Origin of the sequence: Microbacterium sp. IO18, from assembly GCF_049099505.1 — a bacterium.
Taxonomy (GTDB): Bacteria; Actinomycetota; Actinomycetes; order Actinomycetales; family Microbacteriaceae; genus Microbacterium; species Microbacterium aurugineum.
Genome location: NZ_JBMJAF010000002.1, coordinates 456,029 through 478,121 on the forward strand (window position 1 = coordinate 456,029; position 22,093 = coordinate 478,121).

Here is a 22,093-nt window from a genome sequence, read left to right on the forward strand (position 1 = left end):
GGTGCCCGTCCCCCGACGGGAGGCCGGAGGACGGGCGAAGCTGTTTACCAGCGGTAGTGAGCGAACGCGCGGTTCGACTCGGCCATCTTGTGCGTGTCCTCACGGCGCTTGACCGCGGCACCCAGGCCGTTGGACGCGTCGAGGATCTCGTTCTGGAGACGCTCGGTCATCGTCTTCTCACGACGACCCTTCGCGTAGCTCACGAGCCAGCGCAGAGCGAGCGTGTTGGCACGGTGAGGCTTGACCTCGACCGGCACCTGGTAGGTCGAACCACCGACGCGGCGGCTGCGGACCTCGAGGGTCGGGCGCACGTTGTCGAGCGCCTTCTTGAGCGTGGCGACGGCGTCCTGGCCGTTCTTCGCCTCGACACCGCGGAGGGCGCCGTAGACGATCGACTCGGCCAGCGACTTCTTGCCGTCGACGAGGATCTTGTTCACCAGCGAGGTGACGATCGGTGCGCCGTATACCGGGTCGTTGACGACGGGGCGCTTCGGGGCGGGTCCCTTACGAGGCATCTAACTCAACCCTTCTTCGCGCCGTAGCGGGAACGAGCCTGCTTACGGTTCTTGACTGCCTGGGTGTCCAGGGCGCCACGGACGATCTTGTAACGCACACCGGGAAGGTCCTTGACACGACCGCCGCGCACGAGCACGAGCGAGTGCTCCTGCAGGTTGTGGCCCTCACCGGGGATGTACGCGGTGACCTCGGTGCCGTTGCGGAGCTTCACACGAGCGACCTTGCGCATCGCCGAGTTCGGCTTCTTCGGGGTGGTGGTGTAGACGCGGGTGCAGACCCCGGCCTGCTGCGGGTTCGACTTGAGCGCCGGCGCCTTGGTCTTGGTGACCTTGGGCGAGCGACCCTTGCGAACCAACTGCTGAATGGTTGGCACGTTCTCTCCTCATAGTGCTGCACGGTGACAGCGTGATGGGTTTCACATCATGACCCACCGGCACGCCGGAATCGACGAGCTTTTGGTGTGGTGGGTATGCCGTGGGGGCGGACCGGCATGGTGCCGACGCCCAGCGCGCACGTCGAGACGTGCACACACCTGGTCAAGTGTAATGCCGCGTAACGTGGCGGTCAAATGAGTGTGCGACTGCGAACCGTCGCGAGGATCAGGGGATGTCGGGATCGAAGGGCGAGTCCAGCGACTCGGTCAACTCCGCCAGCAGCGCCTCGATCTGAGGTTCGACATGCTGGGAGATCGCCGCCTGGATGACGATCCGATGCCCGAGCAGCATGTTGCAGATCTCCCGGCCGACCATGTTGGCGTACTCGTCGGCGAGGGCGACTTCTTGGCGGAGGGCGATCTTCGCCTCCTCCGTGAGCGGCGGCAGCGCCGGGAGCTCTGCGGCGGAGTCGTCGGCGAGGCCGGCGATCGTGAACAGGAACGGTGCTCCGGGTACCGGCTCCGGATCGAGCGGGAGCCCGTCGAACTCGGGATCGAGGTCTTCGGCCGGTCGGTAGCTGCGGGCGCGATTGCGTGCGGCCTGCTGGTCGAGCTCTCGCTGCAGCATCGGGAGGTTCTGCGCCGTGTACTCGGCGACCGCGTGGTCGACGATGGTCTTGATCCGGGTCGAGAGCCCATGCTGCACGCCGTGGGGCGCGTTCGCTCCGATCCCGGCGGCGGCGAGGATCGGAGACCCCAGACAACGGCGGCAGGGCGCGACGCGGCCTCGATGGGTCGCCGGCTCCCAGCGCGGCACCCAGCGCAACCAGGCCTCGACGGCTTGGTCCACTTGCGTCTCCAGTGAGCGCTCCACCCCACCAGCGTACGGCGCGTCGCCCTTCACCGCGTCGATTTCCCCTTCCGCGGCGGGGCGTGGAAGGTCACTCGTCCTCGTCGCGCTCCCAAGGCCAACGCGGATGCTCAGCACGAGTGCGGCGGAGAGCGATGCCACCCCACGCGGCGATCAGCGCCGCCACGAGCAGCACCGCGCTCACTCCACCCCGGACGAGGTCCCCGGCGACCGCCGTGGCGATCACGATGTCCGACGTTCCGAGGAGAACGGCGAACCACACGACCGCGAGATGCGCGAGGACAGTGACGAGCGCGATCGTGATCGTGGAGACGAAGGACGGACGCCGGGTCCGGAGGGTCACCCGCAGGAGCACCGCGAAGGCGACGACCGCGGCGAGCATCCCCACCACCCCCGGAGCCTGACCGAGGTCGGGGGTCGAGATGATGTCGGTGTCGGTCGCCACGCTCAGGGCACCGAGCCCGAACACCGCGAGCGCGAAGAAGCTGATGGTGGCGAGCACCACCGCCAAGACAGCCGAAACCCCCGCGGACTCGGGCCCGCGGGGGTTCGGCGTGGTGGAGTTCGTGATTACCTCGACAGCGTCGGACCGGCTTCGAGGGTACGCTCGTACTCGCGCTGCGCCTCGGCGTTCAGCTCGGTCTTGCGCGCACCGCTGCGGGACACCCATGCGCCGAACCAGATGGTCAGCTCACGGGCGAACACGAACGCGGCGATGGCCAACGGCGCCAGCAGCTGTTCCCCGACGAGGTCGAGTCCCTGCGAGGCGGTGAGCTTCCAGAACGGCGCCTCGAACAGCTGCCCGAGGATATGGCCGGCGTACGCGATGACGCCGACGAGGAGACCGAACACGACCCAGAGGCCCCAGCGTCCGCGGTTGATGATCGCGCCGAGCAGCCAGAACCCGAGGAAGAACACGACGACAGGCGTCCAGTATCCCCACGTGAGCAGAGGCGCGAGCGCCGCTTCACCGATGTTCTCGCCCGTGACATCACCGGCGACCGCGCCGAATCCCAGCGCCGCGCCCAGGTAGAGCACGGCGAAGACGAGGGTCGCGAGCAGACCGATGAGCCCGGCGGTTCCGCGGTTGCCGCGATCACGCGGCGGCTCCGGAGCCTGCACGAAGATCGGCTGCGGCTGGGCCGCGGCCGCACCCGCGCTCGCGGCGACCAGCGGCTCCGACGGGACGACACGGGTGTCGGCCTCATCGCCATACTGCGCGTAGGCACCCCCGGCCATGCCGGACTGTTCGTGGCCGAAAGGTGCGGGCTCGGCCACGACCGGTTCAGGGAAGAAGGAAGCACTGTCGGCGTCGGCCTCAGCGCGGACATCGCGCACGTCGGGGTTCGACGCGGCGGCCGGAGTCGCTGTCGCGGCGGGGGGCGGAGGAGCGAACGTGCCGGGGTGTTCCCGCTCGGCCTCTTCGAAGGCGGCGAGGTCGGGGTCGACGGGCGCGGCGACGGGGTCGACGGGGCCGTCGTCCACGCTGTCGTTCGCGCCGGGAACATCCGCGCCCGCGGCGGCGGCGTCTGCGAGACCGGCGTTCGCGCTGCCGACGACGTCGTCGACGTCAGCCGGCTTCTCGGGCTGGGGGCCGTCGGGATCACTCATGGGGTGCGCCTCTCATCGGATATGTGCATTGCGAGGGTACCGCCGCGTGAACGGCCGCTCACGCAGGCGTGCCGACGTGTCGCCATGCGGGTGAGGACGGGCCGGTCGCCACCGCTCAGGGGAGGGCGGTGCGCAGGGCGTCGCCCGCGAACGCAGCCAGCACGGGAAGGATCGGGAGGGACAGCCAGACGAGCGCCCCGATGATCGCGGCACAGACGACACCGGCGAACCAGCTCATCGCGATGCTGCGCCCAGCCACTCGTGCCATAGCCCCACGCTACGACGGGCAGGGCGAACTCGGGGGCCGCAACGCCGAGCGAATACGCGGTCGCTGCACGGTCTCACGCGGCGGTGCGCCCCCGCAGCCTCCAGAGCAGCCAGAGGCCCGATGCGGGGATGAGGAGGAAGCCGAAGAGGAGCAGGAGGTGCCAGATGCTGAGACTCGGCACCAGCGGATTGTTCGTGACGTCGTCCGGCCCGGGACCGGACCCGGAGGAGCTTCCCGAGGAGGCGAACTCCACGAAGCTCATGAACTGCAGGAGCAGCAGCGACAGGGCGCCGAACACGAACGGCACGACGATGGAGACGACCTTCTCCCACGTCTTCCACAGGGCGCTCAGCGAGACGAGCACCGCTCCGACGAACCACCCGAGTACCGGGACGATGAATCCGCCGAAACTCAACGTCAGTGCCGCCGTGATCGCGAACCCTCTCGTCGACGTCGATGGGCGGCGCGGCGCCGGCGGGGCGGAGACCGGGGCGGCGACCACGATCCTCGGGTTGTCCGGGACTTCGTCCTGGGCCTCGCGCGCGATCGCGGCCGGATCCCCCAGCCGCGCGATCCGTGCGGCCATCGCTTCGGCGTCGAGCCCCTCGAGCTCTTCGACGATGCCGCCGCGGATGTCGGAGGCGACGCCGTGCGGGAGGTCTCGCATGGCCTCATCGAGCCGCGTGAGGTAGTCGTCGCGCAGTGCGTGTGCGTCTGTCTGTGTCATGGTCGTCCCTCTCCGACGATGCCCGTGACGACACGGGCGAACGGTGTCCATTGGGCGCGGAAGCGCGCGAGCTGCTGCACACCCGCCTCCGTGAGCCGGTAGTACTTGCGCACCGGACCGCTCTCGGACGGCTGGTCGAACGTGCTGACCCAGTCGGCGTCGCGCAGCCGCCCCAGAAGCGGATACAGCGTGCCGATGCTGGCGATCAGTCCGGCGCGCGTGAGTGCGTCCGCCAGCTGCCAGCCGTACATCGGCTCGCGCGCGAGCAGGCCGAGCACGCAGTACTCGACGACCCCCTTGCGCATCTGGGCGCCGACATCAGCTGTCATGCATCACAAGATAGCATGCGACACAAGCTACCGCGACCGGCGGATATGCGAGGCGGCCCGAAGGAGGTCAGCCCTTGGTCGCGCCCGCCGTCAGTCCGCCGACGATGTACTTCTGCAGGAACAGGAACAGGATCATCACCGGGATCGCCGCCATCACGGCACCGGCAGAGAACGCCGACCAATCCGCGTAGCGCGGGTTGGCCACGAGCTTCGTGAGCCCGACGACCAGGGTCTGCTGGTCGACGTCGACGAGCATCACACTCGCGATCACATATTCGTTGACGGTGCCGATGAAGGACAGCAGCCCGACGACGGCGAGGATCGGCGCGACCAGGCGCAGGATGATCGTGAAGAAGATCCGGGCATGTCCGGCGCCGTCGATGCGGGCGGCCTCGTCGATCTCCTTGGGGATCGTGTTGAAGAAGCCGTACATCAGATACGTGTTCACGCCGAGTGCGCCCCCGAGGTACACCAGGATGAGTCCCGTATGGGTGTTGAGCCCGATCGCCGGGAACCAGTCCCCCAGCGTCGACATGAGCAGGAAGATCGCGACGACGGCGAGCAGCTGCGGGAACATCTGCACCACGACGATCGTGACGAGTCCGACGCGGCGCCCGGCGAATCGCATGCGGGAGAACGCATATGCGGCGCACGCGCCGATGAAGACCGTGACGGCGCCCGTGACGACCGCGATGAGCAAGGTGTTCAGGAACCAGGTGCCGTAGGGGTTCTGCGGATCACTCAGGATGCGCACGTAGCTGTCGATCCCGATCGCCGAGAACAGCTGATTCGATCCGGTGAGCGTCCCCTTCGGGTTCAGCGAGGCCGACACGACGTACAGGAGGGGGAACAGGGCGAACACGCTGACGACGATCGCGACGAGGTGACGCCACCCGGTGTCGGCGAACCAGGCGCCGAGAGTGCGTCGGCGCGCGGCGGGGGCGTGTGCGTCGGTGGCGGGGCTGGCGGTGCTCATGTCAGTTCAGCTCCTCGAGGGCCTTGGTCTTGCGGAAGCTGATGATCGAGATGGTCGCGACCACGATGAAGATCAGGATGGTGAAGGCGGAGGCGAGGCCGTAGTCGCGCGTCTGCCCGGTGAAGGCCACCTTGTACACCATCGAGATCAGGATGTCGGTGTGTCCCACGGGGATCGACACGTCGCTGAATCGCGGCCCGCCCTTGGTGAGCATGTAGATCAGGTTGAAGTTGTTGAAGTTGAACGCGAAGGACGAGATCAGCAACGGCGCGACCGTGACGAGCAGCAGCGGGAGCTTGATGCGCCGGAACACCTGCCAGGGGTTCGCGCCGTCCATGACGGCCGCCTCGTTCACGTCCTCCGGGATGCCTTGGAGGGCACCCATGCACACCAGGAACATGTACGGGAAGCCGAGCCACAGGTTGACCAGCAGGACCGACACCTTCGCGAGCGTCGGATCCGTGAGCCACGGGATCGCCGCACCTCCGAACAGGACCTGGTTGATGAAGCCGAAGCTCTCGTTCATCATCCCGGCCCAGACGAGTGCGGAGAGGAACGCGGGGAACGCGTACGGCAGGATCAGGATGATCCGGTATCCGTTGCGGAAGCGCATCCGGGTGTTGTTGAACACCAGCGCGAGCAGGAGCCCGAGGAAGAACGTCGACGCGACCGAGATCACCGCGAACGCGAACGTCCACAAGGTGACCGAGATCAGCGGCCCACGGATCGAGGAGTCGGTGACGGCACGGACGAAGTTGTCGAAGCCGACGGTCGTCTGCCACCCGGGCAGCAGCTGCTCCCCGTCCGCCGCGGTGAAGGCTCCGTCACCCTCGTCGGAGTAGACGGTGCCGGTGGTGGTGTCCGTGATCGTGTCGGCAGCCGCGTCGTACTCGAGCGTCGAGACGTACAGATACCCCTTCTGGCCGTCCGGAGCCCGCAGGCTGCCGTCGTTGGGGTCATCGCTGAACGGGACCGAGAGCTGCTCGAGCTCTTCCGAAAGCGTGAAGACGGTCGCGAGCGGGAGCGTCGTCCAGCCGTCGACCGCGATGGCCTGACCGCCCGCGAACTCGGCGTCGACCTCTTCGAGCGGCTGCTCGGATGTGCCGAGGAGGGCGTCGCCGGACTCCGGGTCCGTCACGAGGAACCCGTACGTCCCGAACTGCTCGACGACGGTGACGGGGTAGGTGGGCGAGTCCTCGACCCGCTCCTGTGCCGAGGCGAGGAGCGAGGAGATCGCCTGCTCCTTGGTGCCGTTGTGGCCGGTGCCGTAGTTGGTGAAGCCGATGTACCCGGTGTAGAGGAGCGTGAACACCTGGAACACGACCAGGAAGATGATGCCGGGGGTGAGGTACTTCGCTGCGATGCGCTTGCGCGAGAAGTAGATGTAGTTGACGAGGACGGCGACCGCGACGACGATGCCGAGGATCAGCCACTCCTGGTTCGCGAAGAGCACGACCGCGGCGTAGAGCGCGATCGCATCGACCACCGCCAGCAGGAGGATCTTCAGCAGCATCCAGCCGATCGGTCCGGATGCTGCCTCCGCGATCTTCGCGGCCTGGCGCTGACGTCGGGTCGGAGGAGCCGTGCGCTCGTCGGTGTCTGTCATGTCGTCCTCGTCATGATCCTGCCGGGGCGGGCGGTGGTCGCCGTCCGCCCCGGCAGGGCCCGTGTGATGGCTGTTACTTGATCGCTGCAGTGACGTCGTCGACGAGCTTCTGCCACGTCGTCGTCGGGTCCGCACCGTTGATGATCGCCGCCTCGGCGACACCCCAGAACTGCCAGACCGAGCCCATGGCCGGGATGGCCGGCATCGGGACGGCGTCGGCACCGACGGCCTGGAAGCCGGCGATGATCGGGTCGGATGCCGCCGTGTCGGCGGCCGCAGTGAGCGCGGGCAGAACGTTGCCGGCCTTGAACAGCTCGAGCTGGACGTCTTCCGTGCCGAGGTAGTTGACCAGGAAGTCGTTCGCCGCGACCTTGTTCTTGGACTCGGAGCTCACGAAGAAGCCCTTGACGCCGGCGAACGGCGATGCGGTCTCACCGGTCGGGCTCGGGATCGGGTCGATCGCGACGTTGATGCCGGCGTCGGTGGCCGCCCCCACGTTCCAGGGACCGGTCAGCCAGAAGGCCGCGGTGCCGTCGAGGAACTGCTGCTTGGCGATCTCACCGTCGATGTCGGTGTTCAGCACGCCGGCCGCACCCTGCACGCCGAGCCAGTCGGCGAAGGCGAAACCGCCCTCGCTGCCGAGCTGCAGGTCGGTGGCGTCGTAGCTGCCCGTGTCATCCGTGCCGAAGACCGGAGCGCCGAAAGCCGTCTGGAAGGGGTACAGGTGGTAGGGGTTGCCCTCGGCGCCCTGCTCCACGACGAACGTGCCCTGGGCGATCATGTCGTCGAAGCTGGTCGGGGCGGTCGGGACCAGGTCGGCGTTGCGCAGCACGGCGATGTTCTCGACGGCGTAGGGAAGCATGTAGACGGTGCCGTCATACGTCGCGGCCTGCAGCGCGACCGGGAGGTAGTCCCCCGCGCTGTCGCCGAGCTCGATCGGAGCGACGACGCCGTTCGTCGACAGCTCCCCGAGCCAGTCGTGCGCGCCCATGACCACATCGGGTCCCTTGCCGGTCGGCACCTGCTGGATGAAGTCGTCCTTCATGTCGTCGACGGACTTGCCCGACAGCTCCACCGTGACCCCGGTCTTGTCCTCGTACGCGTCCGCCGCCCCCTGCAGGGCGTCGACGCGCTCGGCGTCGACCCAGACGACGAGCGTGCCGCTGTCCTCGGAGCCGGAGGTGTCATCGCCGCTGGTCCCCGTGGAGCAGCCGGCGAGCGTCAGAGTCGAAACGATGGCGATCGCGCCCGCGGCGGCGATGCCCCTCTTGTTCACCTTCATTGGTGTGTGCCTCTCTCAGTGCTGGGTGGCCTGCACAGACTGCAAGCGCTTACAGTATGCATCGAAGCAAAGGCGATTTGCAACGAAGAGAGCGGGTGATATCAACCTGTGACCGGGGTGAACTCGCAACATCGGAGTGAAAACGCTTCCACGACGGCAGGAAACTGGGAGGTAGCGGCACGACGCGATACCGTCGAGAGATGCGGAAAATCCGACGCTCATGGCTGCTCGGCGGTATCGGACTGATCTCGTGCGGCATCGTCGGCATCGCGCGGAGCTCCGTCTTGGGTGCTCCCGGAGCGGACGTCATCCTCGCGCTCCTCAGCGACCTGCTCTGGGCCGGCGCGATCCTCCTCCTGTCCATCGGCCTGAGTCGTGAGGCGAGCGTCGTCGCACGAAGACCCTTGGGACTGACCGCCTCCGCGGTCGTCGCCCTCTGGCCCGTGACGGCCACTGTCCTCGGCCCGCTCGTCCTCCCCCAGGAGCCGACGGCGACGGGAGCATGGCAGACCTGGGCGTATCTGTCGGTGCTGATCCCGCTCATCTCCGGGGTGATCGCCGCGATGCAGGTGGCCCGCGCGCGTACGGTCCCAGCGCCCTGGAACGGGGCTCCGCTCTGGGCGCTCGGTGTTCAGACGATCGTGTGGGTGGTTCCGCAGGCCATCGGCGCCAGCTCCCCGCGCGCGCTCATCGAGATGGCCGCCGTTCTCCCCGCGCTCGGGCTCCTCGGCTTCTTGGCAAGCACTCTCGGGCTCGGCATCGTGGCGGTGACGCTCGCCGGCCACCGTCGGGTCAACACGGTGCCTGTGTTCGAATCAGCGGGTCCCGACACACCCGTTGCCTAGAATTGCAGAATGGCAAACGACTCTAGCTTTGACATCGTCTCGAAAGTGGATCACCAGGAGGCTGAGAACGCCGTGAACCAGGCCCGCAAGGAGGTCGAGCAGCGCTACGACTTCAAGGGCACCGGGGCGTCGATCGCCTGGAGCGGCGAGCAGATCCTGATCACCGCGAACACCGAGGAGCGGGCGAAGGCCGTGCTCGACGTGTTCCAGTCCAAGCTCATCAAGCGCGGCATCTCCCTGAAGAGCCTCGAGTCGGGCGACCCCTTCGCCAGCGGCAAGGAGTTCCGCATCGTATCGACGCTCAAGGACGGCATCTCCTCGGAGAACGCGAAGAAGATCGGCAAGATCATCCGCGACGAGGGACCCAAGGGCGTCAAGAGCCAGATCCAGGGCGACGAGCTGCGCGTCCAGTCGAAGAGCCGCGACGACCTCCAGGAGGTCATCGCGCTCCTCAAGGGTGCCGATCTCGACCTCGATCTGCAGTTCATCAACTACCGCTGACCCCGGCGGCGGGTACGCAAGAGGGGGCTGGATGCCACGGTATCCGGCCCCCTCTCTGCGTATGTCTCCGAATGGATGCAGATGTACTGCTCGTGTTGGCGCGAGGGTGGAGATCTTCGGGATCCACGCGACCTCCTGGTGCAGTGGCCCTCCGAGCCTGAACGTCGGGTGCTCGGGACACAAGCGTACGGGGAGCGCATCCATGCGGAACATCGGATCGACATCGACGGGCATCGGTGAGAGCAAGCAGCTTCTGGCGGAGGAGGTCTTCCGGCACATCGGCACGCAGATCGTCACGGGCACACTGACGGAGGGCGAACGCATCCGCGACGTCGACGTCGCCGAGGAACTGCACGTCTCGCGGACACCGGTGAGAGAGGCTCTGCAACGTCTCGAACGGCTCGGGATGGTGATGATGTATCCGAGCCGGTACACCGAGGTCACCTCCGTGACGGCGGAGACCGAGGCGCAGTCCCTCGTGTTCGCCGGCTGCCAGGCCGGCATCGCCGCGCGTCTGGCGGTCCCCCGGCTCACCGCGACGCAGCGCGCACACGTCGTCCGCCTCGTGGCGGCGATGTACGCCACACTCGACGACGGCGCGAAGACGTCCGACGCCCGCTGGGCGGTCTTCTCCTACCTGGGTGAGCATTGCGGCAACACCCAGCACCGGGCGCTGATGGAGGACGCGAGCATGGCTCTCCTCCGCAACCTCCGGAACTGGAAGATCACGCCGACGGACCGCGACCGCATGCGGCAGATCTACCTCGACTTCCGCGACGCCGTCCTCGACGGTGACGGGGGACGCGCCGAGCAGCTCGTCCGGTCGATGCACTACCTCTGAGGAAACTCCGTACCTCTGAGGAAACTCAGTCGGCCGCTCGCCAGCCGGTGACCCATCGGTCCAGCCGCCGGTACGCGTCTTCTCGTGCCTCGTGACGTGAGAGGAAGACATCGTGCAGAGCTCCGTCGATGCGCTCCACGGTGACCGTCGAGCCCAGGCGGAGAGCCGCACGGGCGATGTCGTCGACCACCAGCACGGAGTCCGCCGACGTCAGCTCCTCGGACCAACGGGTCGGAGGCACGAACCTCGCGGACAGCAGCACGCACACCGGAGCGGTGATCGAGAGTCCCCCGGCGACGGTCTTGTGACCCGAGAGGATCGCATGCAGCCATCCGGCGTAGACCGCCATGGTCTGCACCGGGCGCCAGAGGGGGTTCACCTCCATCGGGTCGTCGGGATCGGCGACCTCCTGCTGTGCGCGGGTGTAGAACCCGAGATCGACCTGCGGTGCGGCCTCCAGCGGACGGATCCGTGCCTGCAACTCGACCATCGGCGCGATCGCCGCCCTGGCGGGGGCGAACTGGAACTCCAACCACGGGCTGTTCAGGATCACCGCATCGGCCACGCCCGGATGCCGCGACGCCCACAGGCTGAGTGTGAGACCGCCGGTGGAGTGCCCGAGCAGGACGAGGCGCCGGTCGGATTCACCCCCGCCTTCCCCGCGTCCCATCTCCGTCAGAGCCGCGGCGATGTCTTCGTCGTAGGTGGCCAGGTCGGCGACGTAGCCGGGCGTCTGCCCCTCGCGGAGGCTGCGCCCGTACTTGCGGAGATCGAGGGCGAAGAAGCGCGCACCCCGCGAGGTCCAGAAGCGCGCGAGTCGCTTCTGGAAGAAGTAGTCCGACCACCCGTGCACGTAGAGCACGTCGACGCCGTCGAGCTGCGGCGCACGGCGGCGCACCCGGTCCCACCACCCCGGCTCCGCGGGAAGGGCGCGCACCAGCGTCGCGACGACGGGCCCTTGGTCGTCCGCGCCGAGATCGAGCGTGAGCTGCTCGAACTCGTCGCCGAGCACGTCGGGCGTCCAGTCGGCCATGCGGTCCTCCCCCGTCATCGCCAGGCTAGCCCAGGCGCGACGCCGAGAGCGGGTCCGGCGCTACTCGCCCCGGGAGACGCGGACCATCTCGTCGCGCGGGACGACCTTGACGCGAGCGCGCTCCTGCGGCGCACCGAGGGCGATCTCGTGCTCGTCGAGGCGGTGCCAGCCGTCCAGGTCGGTCCACTGCACGCCGCGCTCCTGCAGCAGAGCGACGATCGCCTCCTCCGACGGGTCCTCCGGGTGCCACCAGGAGCCCTGATCGTTGATGATGTGCCGCACGGTCTCCATGGCGTCGGACTTCGTGTGGCCGATCAGCCCTACCGGGCCGCGCTTGATCCACCCGGTCGCATAGATGCCGGACACGCGCTCGTTCGAATCCTTCGCGAGCACCTGGCCCTCGCGGTTCGGGATCACACCGTGCTTCTTGTCGAAGGGCACACCCGGCAGCGGCGAACCGAAGTAGCCGATGGCACGGTACAGCGCCTGGAGCGGGACCTCGCGCATCTCGCCCGTGCCCACGGCGCCGCCCTGTCCGTCGGGCCGCGTGCGCTCGTACACCAGCGCCGCCACGCGACCGTTCTCGTCCTTGCGCACTTCGACGGGGCGCGCCCAGAAGTGCAGGTGGAGGCGCCGTGAGGCGGTGCCTCCCGCGTTGTTGACCGAGTCGCGCTTGCGCCAGGACTGCAGGATGCGGTCGATGACCATGACCTGCTTGTTGCTGGCGACCGCGTCTTTCGAGGCCTCGTCGTAGTCGAAGTCCTCGTCGTACACGACCATGTCGACGTCGCGCAGCTCTCCGAGTTCGCGGAGCTCGAGCGGCGTGAACTTGACCTGAGCGGGGCCGCGCCGGCCGAAGACGTGCACATCCGTGACCTCGCTGGCCTGGAGCCCCTCGTACACGTTCTGCGGAACCTCGGTCACGAGCAGGTCCTCCGCGTGCTTCGCGAGCATGCGCGCGACGTCGAGCGCGACGTTTCCGTTGCCGAGGACGCCGACGGACGCGGCATCCAGCGGCCACTCGCGCGGAACATCGGGGTGACCGTCGAACCAGCTGACGTAGTCCGCCGCTCCGTAGGAGGCGACCGCATCGATGCCGGGGATGTCCAGCGAGGTGTCGCGGATCGCGCCGGTCGCGAAGATCACGGCGTTGTAGTGCTTCTTGAGGTCGTCGAGTGTGATGTCCTCGCCGAAGCGCACGTTGCCGAAGAGGCGGATGTCGCCGCGGTCGAGCACGTCACGCAGAGCCGTGATGATGCCCTTGATGCGAGGGTGATCGGGAGCCACGCCGTAGCGCACGAGACCGTACGGCGCCGGAAGCTGCTCGAAGAGGTCGATCGACACATCGAACTTGCGCTCGGCCTTCAGAAGGATGTCCGCGGCGTAGATGCCGGCGGGGCCCGCACCGACGATGGCCAGTCTGAGCTTGGTCATGGAGGTCCTTTCGTATGCCGTCGCAGCGGGCGCGCGGCCCGACGGGCCGCCCGCGCAGATCAGCTGGATCGTTCGGCGAGGGTCTCTGCGAATCGGGTCAAGGCCTCGCGCACCGTGCCGCGCGGCAACGGACCGAGGGCGTCGATGGCGTCCTGCGTCCAGGCGTGCGCGAGCTCGAGGGTCTTCTGCGTCACCGGGTGGTCGCGCAGCTCGTCCAGGGGCTCGTCGAGGATCGCCGGGTCCGCACCATCCGCGATCCGGGCGACCCCGTCATCGATGCGCGCAGCGAGGTCGGCGGACGCCTCGTCGGCTTCGGCTTTGAGCAGCAGATACGGCATGGTCGGGACGCCGGCGCGCAGGTCGGTTCCGGGCACCTTCCCCGTCTCCTCCGGCTTGGCGGAGAGGTCGATCACGTCGTCGAGCAGCTGGAAGGCGACGCCGATCTTCTCGCCGTACATCCGCAGCGGCTCCTCGTACTCGCTCGGGGCGTTGGAGAAGATCACACCGCCCTGCGTGGCCGCGGCGATCAGCGAACCGGTCTTGTCGGCGAGCACCTGGATGTAGAACGCGATCGGGTCGTCGTTCTCCTGCGGGCCGAGAGTCTCGTGCATCTGCCCGAGCACGAGCCGCTCGAACGTATCGGCCTGAAGCCGGATCGCGCGTTCGCCCAGTCGGGACATCAACTGGCTCGCGCGGGAGAACAGGATGTCCCCCGTGAGGATCGCGATGTTGTTCCCCCACACGGCGTGCGCGGCCGGGACGCCGCGTCGGCGGTCCGCCCCGTCCATGACGTCGTCGTGGTACAGCGAGCCGAGATGTGTGATCTCGAGCGCCTTGGCGACGTCGATGACCTCGCGGGTGTTGCCGTCGCCCAGCTGCGCGGCGAGCAGCGTGAGCACCGGTCGGATGCGCTTGCCCCCGGCCTCGTACAGGTAGCGGCTGGCCGCGTCGGCCAGCGGATCGGCGACGCGGACGTCCTCGGCGAGTCCGGTCTCGACCAGCTCCAACCCGTCTTCGATGGCGCGCGCGACGCGGCGGGCGGCGGGGCCGATGAAGACGCGATCGCTGAAGCCGAGACGGCTCGCCAGTCGCGAACCCGGGGCGATGGGGCTCGAAGTCACGTTCCCAGCCTACCTTCGTCGGGTGCCGCGGTTTCGCGCGGAGGAATCACTCCGGCTTGCGTGCTCTGTGCAGGGCGACGATGCCGAACGTGAGATTGCGGTACGCGACGTCCGTCCACCCCGCCTCACGGATCCAGGCCGACAGCTTCTTCTGGTCGGGCCACTCCCGGATCGACTCGTTGAGGTAGTCGTACGCGTCGCCGTTCGTGCCGGCCACGCGTGCGACGCGCGGCAGGACCTGATCGTTGTAGAGCCGGTAGGCGCCACGGAACAGCTTGCCCGGAGGGGTGGAGAACTCGTTGATCACGAGCCTTCCTCCCGGCTTGGTCACCCGGAACAGCTCCTGGAGGGCCTTCTTCGGGTCGTTCACGTTGCGCAGCGCATACGACATGGTGACGGCGTCGAACTCGGCATCCGCGAACGGCAGGGCCGTGGCGTCCGCCTGCACGAACGAGAGGTTGCGCATCGCCCCGTGGCGGCGCTGGCCCTCGGCGAGCATCCCCGGCGAGAAGTCGGCCGCGACCACGTCGGCGCCACTGCGGGCGAGAGAGGCCGACGAAGACGCGGTGCCCGCTCCGAGGTCGAGGATCCGCTCCCCCGGCTTCGGCGCGACCGCGCGGGTCGTCGCCGCCCGCCACAGGATGTCGTTGCCGAAGGTCATGGCCGTGTTGGTGCGGTCGTACCCTGCGGCGACCTGGTCGAACATGCCGCTGACGCGGGCGGGGTCCTTGCCGAGATCGGCGCGGTTGGCTTCGTTCGGGGTCACGGCTTCAGTCTAGGCGCGAGACCCAGGGCTTCGAGGCGGTCGAGCCAGGGATCGGCGGTGGCATCGTCGAACGGGGCGGTCTGCGCACGCACCCGCTCCTCGAGGTCGAGGGCGAGCGCCTCGAGATGCGTCATCACGTCGGCGGGATAGCCGTACCGGGCGCTGTGCTCGGCCCACTCGTCGCGGTCGTCGACCCAGGTCCCCCGCGCACCCGCCACCCGCACGACGTCGAGGTCCATGTCGATGCCGGTCGCGAGCAGCGGGTCGTCGGACCAGCGGATGTCCCACCCCAGGTCGATGTAGATGCGCATCCCGCGGCGGTGACGGCGGTTCACGGTCACCGCATGGTCTCCGCTGGCGGGGATGAGCGTCACGTTGGGGCCGCCCGCATGGAACGCGGCCCCGGGGCGCTCGCTGTGCCACCCCACGGGTTGCCCGAGCCAGTCCCCCCACTCGTCGGCCCCGAGGTAGACGCATTCGTGGCGCCAGTGCGGCGAGCCGTCCCACTTTCGCCACTGGAAGACCATCTCGGTGCCGGGTGCGGGGCGTGCATCACTCATCCGCTCACCCTACGACGGCGCGGATCCCTGCCCCCTGAGCGGCATAGGCTGGAACCGTGCACACCACCCCCCTGGTCGTGGAGACCCGAGAGATCGACCCGGTCGAAGATCTGCTCGCCTACACGGATCCCGCCCGCCCGCTCGCCTGGCTGCGGCGCGGGGACGGGATCGTCGCGGTCGGCGAGACGCTCGCGGAGATCCGCCCTCCGGCGCGTCCCGGCGGATCACGCGTCGAAGCCCTCGCGACGGCCTGGCGGGGACTGGCCGCCGAGGCCGAGATCACCGATCCGATCGGGCTCCCGGGCACCGGGCTGGTCGCCTTCGGTGCCTTCACCTTCGATGAGGCGTCGACGGCTGACAGCGTGCTCCTGGTGCCGACGCGCGTGCTCGGCCGACACGGCGACCGGTTCTGGGAGACCCGCATCCGCCTCGCCGACGCAGCCGTCCACGAGGATGCACTCGCCACCGAGCCGTACGGACCCCATTGGGCCGGCACGGTCGGACCGGGCGCGCAGACCCCTCAGCGCTACCAGGACGCGGTGCGCCGGGCCCTGACCCGCATCGCCGACGGCGAGCTGAGCAAGGTCGTGCTTGCGCGCGACCTCACCGGCAGCATCCCTGCGGGGTCCGACCTGCGTCGCCTCGTGCGCGCCCTCTCGACCGGCTACCCCGACACCTGGGCCTTCGCGGTCGACGGCCTGATCGGGGCGAGCCCGGAGACTCTGGTCACCGTGCACGACGGCACCGTCACGGCGCGTGTGCTCGCCGGCACGATCGGGCGCGGGGCCGACGCCGACGCCGACACCGCGGCATCCGCACGCCTCGCTTCGAGCGTGAAAGACCTCGACGAGCACCAGTACGCGGTGCAGAGCGTGCTCGCGTCGCTGCGCTCCCACACCAGAGCACTGGCCGCGAGCGAACAGCCCTTCCTGCTGAAACTGCCCAACCTCTTCCACCTGGCGACCGATGTCGAGGGCGAGCTGGCCGACGGCGAGTCGGCCCTGGACCTGGTGCGCGTCCTGCACCCGACCGCAGCGGTCGCCGGTACCCCGACCCCGGCGGCGATCGCCGCGATCCGCGACCTGGAGCCCTTCGATCGCGGACGCTACGCCGGACCGGTGGGCTGGGTGGACGCGGCAGGCAACGGAGAATGGGCGATCGCCCTCCGGTGCGCGCAGTTCACGGCAGGCACCGACGCGATCGGGGTGACCGCCTACGCGGGTGCCGGGATCGTGGCCGGCTCCGACCCGGAGAGCGAGTTGCTCGAGACCCGGGTCAAGTTCCGCCCGCTCGTCGACGCCCTGGCCTAGCCTCCGGTCCGCCCTGCTCACAATTCAGGACGAACGCAGAATTCTCGCCCGAAGCTCGCTCGTCGAACGCGTGTCGAGCCGATCTTCCTGAGTTGTGAACGGCCCCGACACCGTCATCAGCTCGCAGCGAGGCGCTCCTTCTCGGCCTCGACGTCGAAGTCGGCGACCGGCCACTGCGGATCGATGTCCTCGAGGGCCGCGAGCAGCAGCTCCTGCACCGCGAGGCGCGCATACCACTTGGCGTTCGCCGGGATCACGTGCCACGGGGCGACCTCCGTCGAGGTGCGGTCGAAGACCCTCTGGTACGCCTCCATGTACTGCGACCACAGGAGCCGTTCATCCACATCGCCGGGGTTGTACTTCCAGTGCTTGTCCGGCCGGTCGAGTCGCTCCATGAGCCGCGCCTTCTGCTCCTCCGGCGAGATGTGCAGCATGACCTTGATGATGCGTGTGCCCGACGCCGCCACCCGCGCCTCGAACTCATTGATCGCGTCGTAGCGGCGCTCGATCTCCGCGGCGTCCGCGAGCCCGCGCACCCGCCCGATCAGGACGTCCTCGTAGTGGGAGCGGTCGAAGACGCCGATGAACCCCGGCTCGGGCAGGCGCTTCTCGACGCGCCACAGGAAGTCGTGGGCGAGCTCTTCCGGAGTCGGGGCCTTGAACGCGGCGAGCGCGACCCCCTGCGGATCGACACCCCCGACGACATGCCGCACGATCCCGCCCTTGCCTGCCGAGTCCATCGCCTGCAGCACCAGCAGCACCGCGTCCTTCGTCACGCCCACCCGGCTTTCGGCGAACAACCGCTCCTGCAGATCGTTGAGCGCGTCGAGCCCGGCCGCGAGATCGCGCACCCCGTGCGACTTGCCGCCGACATAGCCGGGCTTGGTGTCGGGGTCGAGGTCAGCGAGACGGAAACCCTCGTCGACGCGGAGCCGCTGCGTCCAGGTGTGCGCGTTCATACGCACATCCTGCCAGTCAACGCGGCAGCGGCACCTCGATGATCTGACGTCCGCCTCGCGGCGTGGTGAGCGCCTGATCCAGCGCGGTGCGGGTCGTGACCCGCTGGTACTCCCAGCCGTACGCCGACGCCAGGTGTTCCAGTCGCACGGTGTGCGGGGTGTAGAAGGCGCGATCGAGGTCGGCCGGGGGTGCGGAGGCGGCGACTTCCAGCGCGTCGAAGATCGTCCCGCCGCCGTCGTTGCCGACGATGACCTGGAGACGCGGTTCCGCCTCATCCGGCGGCAGCAGCAGGGCACCGACGTCATGCAGGAAGGCGAGGTCGCCCAGCAGCACCCTGGTCACGCCGGGAGCGCCCGCGGCCTGGCTGGCGAGGGCGATACCGGTCGCGGTCGCGATCGTGCCGTCGATCCCCGCGAGACCGCGGTTCGCGTGGACGGGCACCTTCTTGCCCCCGAGCACCTGGTCGGCCACGCGCACCAGCCGCGACGAGCCGAAGACGAGCCGATCGTGCGGCCAGGTGGCCCGCCACACGGCATCGACGAGCAGCTCGCGATCGAGCGGGCGCCGGACCGCGTCGAGTTCGGCCTTCACAGCTTCCCGACGGGCGGCGAAGTCCGTGGAGGCGAGGCCTTCCGGATCCGGGGCGTTCTCGCTCAGGTCGACGGTCTCGGCGGCGGAGGCCTGGAGCCACGCACCGAGCCACGCACGATCGGCGGCACCGGAGGCGACCGTGACGGCCCCGACGGCGCGCGTGCGGTGGTTCAGGTTGAGCTCCTCCCCCCCGCGACGGACGGCCACCACGTCGACATCCTGGCGCGAGAGCAGGGCCGTCGCTTCCCGGCTGAGGGTCGGGTGACCCAGCACGACCACGCGCTCGATACGTCCACCGAGCTCTTCCTGCGCGAGGAGGCGGCGATACCCGTGCACGATCTGCCGACCGAACCGGGCCCCGCTCACGATCTCGGCGATCAGCGGCCACCCACCGGCGTAGGCGATCTCCTCGGCGTCCGGCCCGGCATCGGCACCGGCCAGCACGACGGTGCGCGGACCCCGGGCGAGCTCGAACGAGTTGGCCGCACGCCGGACGGGCGTATCGCCGGGAGTAACCCTGACTTCGGGGAATGCGCCGGAGAGCGGCTCACGCGACGGCAGGTTCACGTGGACGGGTCCTGCGACGCCGGGAAGCGCGTCGACGTCGCGCACGCCCATCGCCGCGGCCACCGAACGCTCGGCGAGCCCTGCCCACTCGCCGTCTCCCGGAACCGGCGCGTCGACCTGATCGCGCACCCAGGGGTGGAACAGACCGTTCTGCAGCGTCGCCTGGTTGGCACCGACGCCCCGCAACTCGGGTGGGCGATCAGCGGTGAGCAGCAGCAGCGGCACGCCCGAGTGGAACGCCTCCATCACCGCGGGCAGCAGATTCGCGACGGCCGTCCCCGAGGTGCAGATCACCGCCGCGGGGACCTGCGTCTCCCTGGCGATGCCGAGCGCGGTGAAACCGGCGACCCGCTCATCGATGCGCACATGCACACGGAGGTGACCCTCATCCGCCAGACGCACCGCGGCGAGCGCGAGGGCCTGCGAACGCGAACCCGGGGAGACGACGACGTCGCGGACTCCATGGGCGACGAGATCGGCGAGCAGGGACGCCGCCGCATCCATCGCCGGCGACGAGCTCACGGGCGCGGGTCCGAGGCGGGAGGCTCGTCGGTCTCCTCGTCCAGGCGCGCGAGCTCCTCTTCGAGACGGCGGATACGCGCATCCTGCTCGGTCTTGTCGATGCTGCGCAGGAAGGCGGGATCGTCATCCGGGGCGATCACCGGGCGAGCGCCGGAGCCGTTGGCCCGCCGACGACCGATCACGAACCAGAGGATCCCCCCGATCACGGGAAGGAGCACCACGATGGCGATCCAGGCGGCCTTGGGCACGCCCCGGTGCCGCGTCGCCGGCTGCACAGCGCAGTCGACGATGCTGAACACCCAGAACACGGCGGCGAGGAAGCCGCCGATGATCAGTAGTCTCGCCACCCCTCCAGTGTAGGCATGTCCTCAGCGTCCGGGGTTCGGAGGAGGCAGAGGCGCCGTTGCTAGACTGCGCGGGAAATGCTGCCCTCATCGCCGGATCGGATGCCGCGAGCACGGGCCGAGCGGACGATGATCGCGCGTGTGGTCCTCGCCGTCGGTCTCGCGCTCCTGCTCGTCGTCGGCGCGTGGTCGACGTCGCGCGGCTCCGCCGAGGTGCACGCCACGCTCTGCCTCGCCTCCGGCATCACGGCGTCGGCGGGCACGGAATCCGGCACCGCGGTGGCTGACGGCGCGACCGCGGTCGACGTCCTCACCGCCGACGCCGGGGTCTGCCTGGTCGTCGCGCTCTGCTGCGCCGCACTGGTGCTGCTGTTCCGGCGTCTCCGTGATCGCGGCACACGGCTGCTCGTCTCGCGCGCCCCGCGCACAGCACCGCCGGCGCGCGCCGGACCGCGTCCTCTCCTCTCCGCACTCTCGCTCACACAGCTCTCGATCTCCCGCACCTGAACACCGACGCGTCCCTCGGGCCGCCTTCGCGCGGCATCCCCTTTCCCGTCGTACCCGTGTGTCTGGAGACCCCATGAAGAACTCTGTCAAAGCGACCCTGATCGCCATCGCCGTCGCCATCGTCCTGCTGATCGTCGCCCTCGTGTTCGCGCTCAACCAGCGCGCAGCCCCCACGCCGCCCGAAGGCGCGGAGCAACAGACCGTCCGCACCGACTCGCACGTACTCGACGACGGGGGCGAGGGCGCCGTGACCGTCGTCGAGTTCCTCGACTTCGAGTGCGAGGCCTGCGGGGCGTTCTATCCCGTCGTCGAAGAGCTCCGGGAGAAGTACGACGGCGAGATCACCTACGTCGTCCGCTACTTCCCGCTCCCGGGCCACGTCAACTCCACCGAGGCCGCCCTCGCCGCCGAGGCGGCGGCGCAGCAGGACCGATTCGAGGACATGTACCACCGACTGTTCGAGACGCAGGCGCAGTGGGGCGAGCAGGGTGAGGAGACGCCCGAGGTGTTCCGCGCCTTCGCCGAGGAGCTCGGACTCGACATGGCCGCGTACGACGCGGCGATCGCGGACCCGGCGACGGCCGAGCGCGTGCAGGCGGACAAGACCGACGGGGAGAAGCTCGGCGTGACCAGCACCCCGACCTTCTTCGTGGACGGCGAGAAGGTCGTGCTCGAGACCTGGGACGACCCGGAGCAGGCGATCGAGAAGGCCCTGAACGGCTGAGTCCTGGCGCCCGTCACGGCAGCCCCGCCGAGGGTGAAGGCCGGACACGAACCCCGATACTCTGAGATCAGATTCAGGGAGAGGGCCCGGACGACGATGGAACTGACTTCGCTTCTGCAGGGGACGCACAACGCCCGGGAACTCACCGGGTTGCCGGTCTCGGGAGGCGGGACCATCGCGTCCGGGCTCTTGTTCCGTGCCGATGCTCTCGCCGGACTGACCGACGATGGACTGCAGGCTCTGACGGATCTCGGCATCGGCACCGTGATCGATCTGCGCACGGATGCCGAGCGCTCCCGTGCAGCCGACCATCTCCCCGCGGACGGCAGCGTGACGCTTCTGCCGTTGCCCATGCAGGGCGGAGCGATGGACGAGATGGTGAAGCATCTGCTCCCCGCGGCCGGAAGCAAGAGCCTGTCGGTGACCCAGGTCGCCCAGCTCCTGAAGCAGGTGCCGACCCTGGAGGAGCTGTACATCGCGATCCTCACGGACAGCGCCGCGCAGTTCGCGACCGTGGCGCGCACGGTGCTCGACGCCGCGCGCACACCGCGCCCCGGCGTCCTGTTCCACTGCACCGCGGGCAAGGATCGGACGGGTCTCGCTGCGGCGATCCTGCTCTCCGTCGCAGGCGTGCCGCGTGAGGCGATCGTCGACGACTACACGGAGACCGAGAAGAACCTCGCGCTCGGATTCGCGGAAGCACTCACCGGCCTCATCACCTCGCTCGGCGTTCCCCTGACCCCCGGACTCAAGACCCTGGCGACCGAATCGCCCGCCTCAGCCATCGAGACGGCCCTGGACTGGATCGACGCGACTCACGGTGACGCCGCGGGCTACCTCCGCAGCGGCGGTCTGACGGACGACGAGGTCGCCGACCTGCGGCGGGTGCTACGCGGCGAGTAGTCCCG

At 69.0% G+C, this 22,093-nt stretch carries 26 protein-coding genes; 7 read left to right on the top strand and 19 right to left on the bottom strand.

Annotated elements, in window-relative coordinates:
* Positions 1–44: 44 nt before the first annotated feature.
* The 11 genes from rpsG to ACLF6J_RS13960 all read right to left on the bottom strand — a co-directional run bounded on the left by rpsG (position 45) and on the right by ACLF6J_RS13960 (position 8,559).
* Positions 45–515, bottom strand: a complete 471-nt coding sequence (gene rpsG / locus ACLF6J_RS13910) for a 30S ribosomal protein S7 (RefSeq protein WP_017201608.1) — start codon at positions 513–515, stop codon at positions 45–47.
* Positions 516–520: 5 nt separating this feature from the next.
* On the bottom strand, positions 521–889 hold the full coding sequence (rpsL, locus tag ACLF6J_RS13915; protein ID WP_017201609.1) for a 30S ribosomal protein S12: 369 nt from the start codon (positions 887–889) through the stop codon (positions 521–523).
* 226 nt (positions 890–1,115) lie between these two features.
* Positions 1,116–1,763, bottom strand: a complete 648-nt coding sequence (locus tag ACLF6J_RS13920; protein WP_194239285.1) for a spermidine/putrescine ABC transporter substrate-binding protein — start codon at positions 1,761–1,763, stop codon at positions 1,116–1,118.
* 67 nt (positions 1,764–1,830) lie between these two features.
* The gene (locus ACLF6J_RS13925; RefSeq protein ID WP_244093492.1) at positions 1,831–2,265 is read right to left on the bottom strand and encodes a hypothetical protein; all 435 of its coding nucleotides are present in this window, start codon (positions 2,263–2,265) and stop codon (positions 1,831–1,833) included.
* 65 nt (positions 2,266–2,330) lie between these two features.
* A complete protein-coding gene (locus ACLF6J_RS13930) occupies positions 2,331–3,371 on the bottom strand; it encodes an ABC transporter (RefSeq protein ID WP_134352099.1) in 1,041 nt (346 codons plus the stop codon).
* 115 nt (positions 3,372–3,486) lie between these two features.
* The gene (locus ACLF6J_RS13935; RefSeq protein ID WP_153242816.1) at positions 3,487–3,639 is read right to left on the bottom strand and encodes a hypothetical protein; all 153 of its coding nucleotides are present in this window, start codon (positions 3,637–3,639) and stop codon (positions 3,487–3,489) included.
* A 73-nt stretch (positions 3,640–3,712) separates the two neighbouring features.
* Positions 3,713–4,366: an HAAS signaling domain-containing protein gene (locus ACLF6J_RS13940; protein ID WP_134352100.1), complete on the bottom strand. Its 654-nt coding sequence runs from the start codon at positions 4,364–4,366 to the stop codon at positions 3,713–3,715.
* Positions 4,363–4,695 (bottom strand): PadR family transcriptional regulator, encoded by a 333-nt coding sequence (locus ACLF6J_RS13945; protein ID WP_134352101.1) that lies wholly within the window; start codon positions 4,693–4,695, stop codon positions 4,363–4,365. The genes ACLF6J_RS13940 and ACLF6J_RS13945 overlap by 4 nt, the downstream gene beginning before the upstream one ends.
* A 67-nt stretch (positions 4,696–4,762) precedes the next feature.
* A complete protein-coding gene (locus tag ACLF6J_RS13950) occupies positions 4,763–5,671 on the bottom strand; it encodes a sugar ABC transporter permease (RefSeq protein WP_131492372.1) in 909 nt (302 codons plus the stop codon).
* A 1-nt stretch (position 5,672) separates the two neighbouring features.
* Positions 5,673–7,277 carry an ABC transporter permease subunit gene (locus ACLF6J_RS13955; protein WP_134352102.1) on the bottom strand — a complete coding sequence of 535 codons (1,605 nt, stop codon included), beginning with the start codon at positions 7,275–7,277 and terminating at the stop codon, positions 5,673–5,675.
* Positions 7,278–7,350: 73 nt separating this feature from the next.
* Positions 7,351–8,559 carry a sugar ABC transporter substrate-binding protein gene (locus ACLF6J_RS13960; protein WP_134352103.1) on the bottom strand — a complete coding sequence of 403 codons (1,209 nt, stop codon included), beginning with the start codon at positions 8,557–8,559 and terminating at the stop codon, positions 7,351–7,353.
* 200 nt (positions 8,560–8,759) lie between these two features.
* Between ACLF6J_RS13960 and ACLF6J_RS13965 the strand changes: the two genes are divergently transcribed.
* The 3 genes from ACLF6J_RS13965 to ACLF6J_RS13975 all read left to right on the top strand — a co-directional run bounded on the left by ACLF6J_RS13965 (position 8,760) and on the right by ACLF6J_RS13975 (position 10,746).
* Entirely contained in the window at positions 8,760–9,404 is a 645-nt protein-coding gene (locus tag ACLF6J_RS13965) for a hypothetical protein (RefSeq protein ID WP_134352104.1), read from the top strand.
* A 9-nt stretch (positions 9,405–9,413) separates the two neighbouring features.
* Positions 9,414–9,905, top strand: a complete 492-nt coding sequence (locus tag ACLF6J_RS13970) for a YajQ family cyclic di-GMP-binding protein (protein ID WP_047524120.1) — start codon at positions 9,414–9,416, stop codon at positions 9,903–9,905.
* 202 nt (positions 9,906–10,107) lie between these two features.
* A complete protein-coding gene (locus tag ACLF6J_RS13975) occupies positions 10,108–10,746 on the top strand; it encodes a GntR family transcriptional regulator (protein ID WP_047524138.1) in 639 nt (212 codons plus the stop codon).
* 25 nt (positions 10,747–10,771) lie between these two features.
* On the opposite strand, the gene ACLF6J_RS13980 is transcribed toward ACLF6J_RS13975, so the two are convergent.
* The 5 genes from ACLF6J_RS13980 to ACLF6J_RS14000 are packed head-to-tail and all read right to left on the bottom strand — an operon-like array spanning position 10,772 to position 15,660.
* Positions 10,772–11,779, bottom strand: a complete 1,008-nt coding sequence (locus ACLF6J_RS13980; protein WP_134352105.1) for an alpha/beta hydrolase — start codon at positions 11,777–11,779, stop codon at positions 10,772–10,774.
* Positions 11,780–11,839: 60 nt separating this feature from the next.
* Positions 11,840–13,213, bottom strand: coding sequence for an FAD-dependent oxidoreductase (locus ACLF6J_RS13985; protein WP_047524122.1), 1,374 nt, complete (start codon positions 13,211–13,213; stop codon positions 11,840–11,842).
* 59 nt (positions 13,214–13,272) lie between these two features.
* The gene (locus ACLF6J_RS13990; RefSeq protein WP_047524123.1) at positions 13,273–14,334 is read right to left on the bottom strand and encodes a polyprenyl synthetase family protein; all 1,062 of its coding nucleotides are present in this window, start codon (positions 14,332–14,334) and stop codon (positions 13,273–13,275) included.
* A 46-nt stretch (positions 14,335–14,380) separates the two neighbouring features.
* Positions 14,381–15,100, bottom strand: coding sequence for a class I SAM-dependent methyltransferase (locus ACLF6J_RS13995; protein WP_047524124.1), 720 nt, complete (start codon positions 15,098–15,100; stop codon positions 14,381–14,383).
* Entirely contained in the window at positions 15,097–15,660 is a 564-nt protein-coding gene (locus tag ACLF6J_RS14000) for a DUF402 domain-containing protein (RefSeq protein ID WP_134352106.1), read from the bottom strand. Before ACLF6J_RS14000 ends, ACLF6J_RS13995 begins: the two co-directional genes overlap by 4 nt.
* 56 nt (positions 15,661–15,716) lie before the next feature.
* On the opposite strand from ACLF6J_RS14000, the gene ACLF6J_RS14005 reads away from it, so the two are divergent.
* Positions 15,717–16,970: an isochorismate synthase gene (locus tag ACLF6J_RS14005; protein ID WP_134352107.1), complete on the top strand. Its 1,254-nt coding sequence runs from the start codon at positions 15,717–15,719 to the stop codon at positions 16,968–16,970.
* Between the two features lie 116 nt (positions 16,971–17,086).
* On the opposite strand, the gene ACLF6J_RS14010 is transcribed toward ACLF6J_RS14005, so the two are convergent.
* Genes ACLF6J_RS14010 through ACLF6J_RS14020 form a run of 3 tightly spaced genes read right to left on the bottom strand, consistent with a single transcriptional unit; the run spans position 17,087 to position 19,957 of the window.
* A complete protein-coding gene (locus ACLF6J_RS14010) occupies positions 17,087–17,929 on the bottom strand; it encodes a polyphosphate kinase 2 family protein (protein WP_134352108.1) in 843 nt (280 codons plus the stop codon).
* Positions 17,930–17,945: 16 nt separating this feature from the next.
* Positions 17,946–19,592: a 2-succinyl-5-enolpyruvyl-6-hydroxy-3-cyclohexene-1-carboxylic-acid synthase gene (gene menD, locus ACLF6J_RS14015; protein WP_134353877.1), complete on the bottom strand. Its 1,647-nt coding sequence runs from the start codon at positions 19,590–19,592 to the stop codon at positions 17,946–17,948.
* A 14-nt stretch (positions 19,593–19,606) separates the two neighbouring features.
* Complete coding sequence (locus ACLF6J_RS14020; RefSeq protein ID WP_047524129.1) at positions 19,607–19,957, bottom strand: PLD nuclease N-terminal domain-containing protein; 351 nt, start codon at positions 19,955–19,957, stop codon at positions 19,607–19,609.
* Between the two features lie 75 nt (positions 19,958–20,032).
* Between ACLF6J_RS14020 and ACLF6J_RS14025 the strand changes: the two genes are divergently transcribed.
* The 3 genes from ACLF6J_RS14025 (at position 20,033) to ACLF6J_RS14035 (ending at position 22,088) form a co-directional block, all read left to right on the top strand.
* Positions 20,033–20,461 carry a hypothetical protein gene (locus ACLF6J_RS14025; protein ID WP_244093494.1) on the top strand — a complete coding sequence of 143 codons (429 nt, stop codon included), beginning with the start codon at positions 20,033–20,035 and terminating at the stop codon, positions 20,459–20,461.
* A gap of 73 nt (positions 20,462–20,534) precedes the next feature.
* The gene (locus tag ACLF6J_RS14030) at positions 20,535–21,185 is read left to right on the top strand and encodes a DsbA family protein (protein WP_134352109.1); all 651 of its coding nucleotides are present in this window, start codon (positions 20,535–20,537) and stop codon (positions 21,183–21,185) included.
* Between the two features lie 96 nt (positions 21,186–21,281).
* A complete protein-coding gene (locus ACLF6J_RS14035; protein WP_134352110.1) occupies positions 21,282–22,088 on the top strand; it encodes a tyrosine-protein phosphatase in 807 nt (268 codons plus the stop codon).
* Positions 22,089–22,093: the final 5 nt, after the last annotated feature.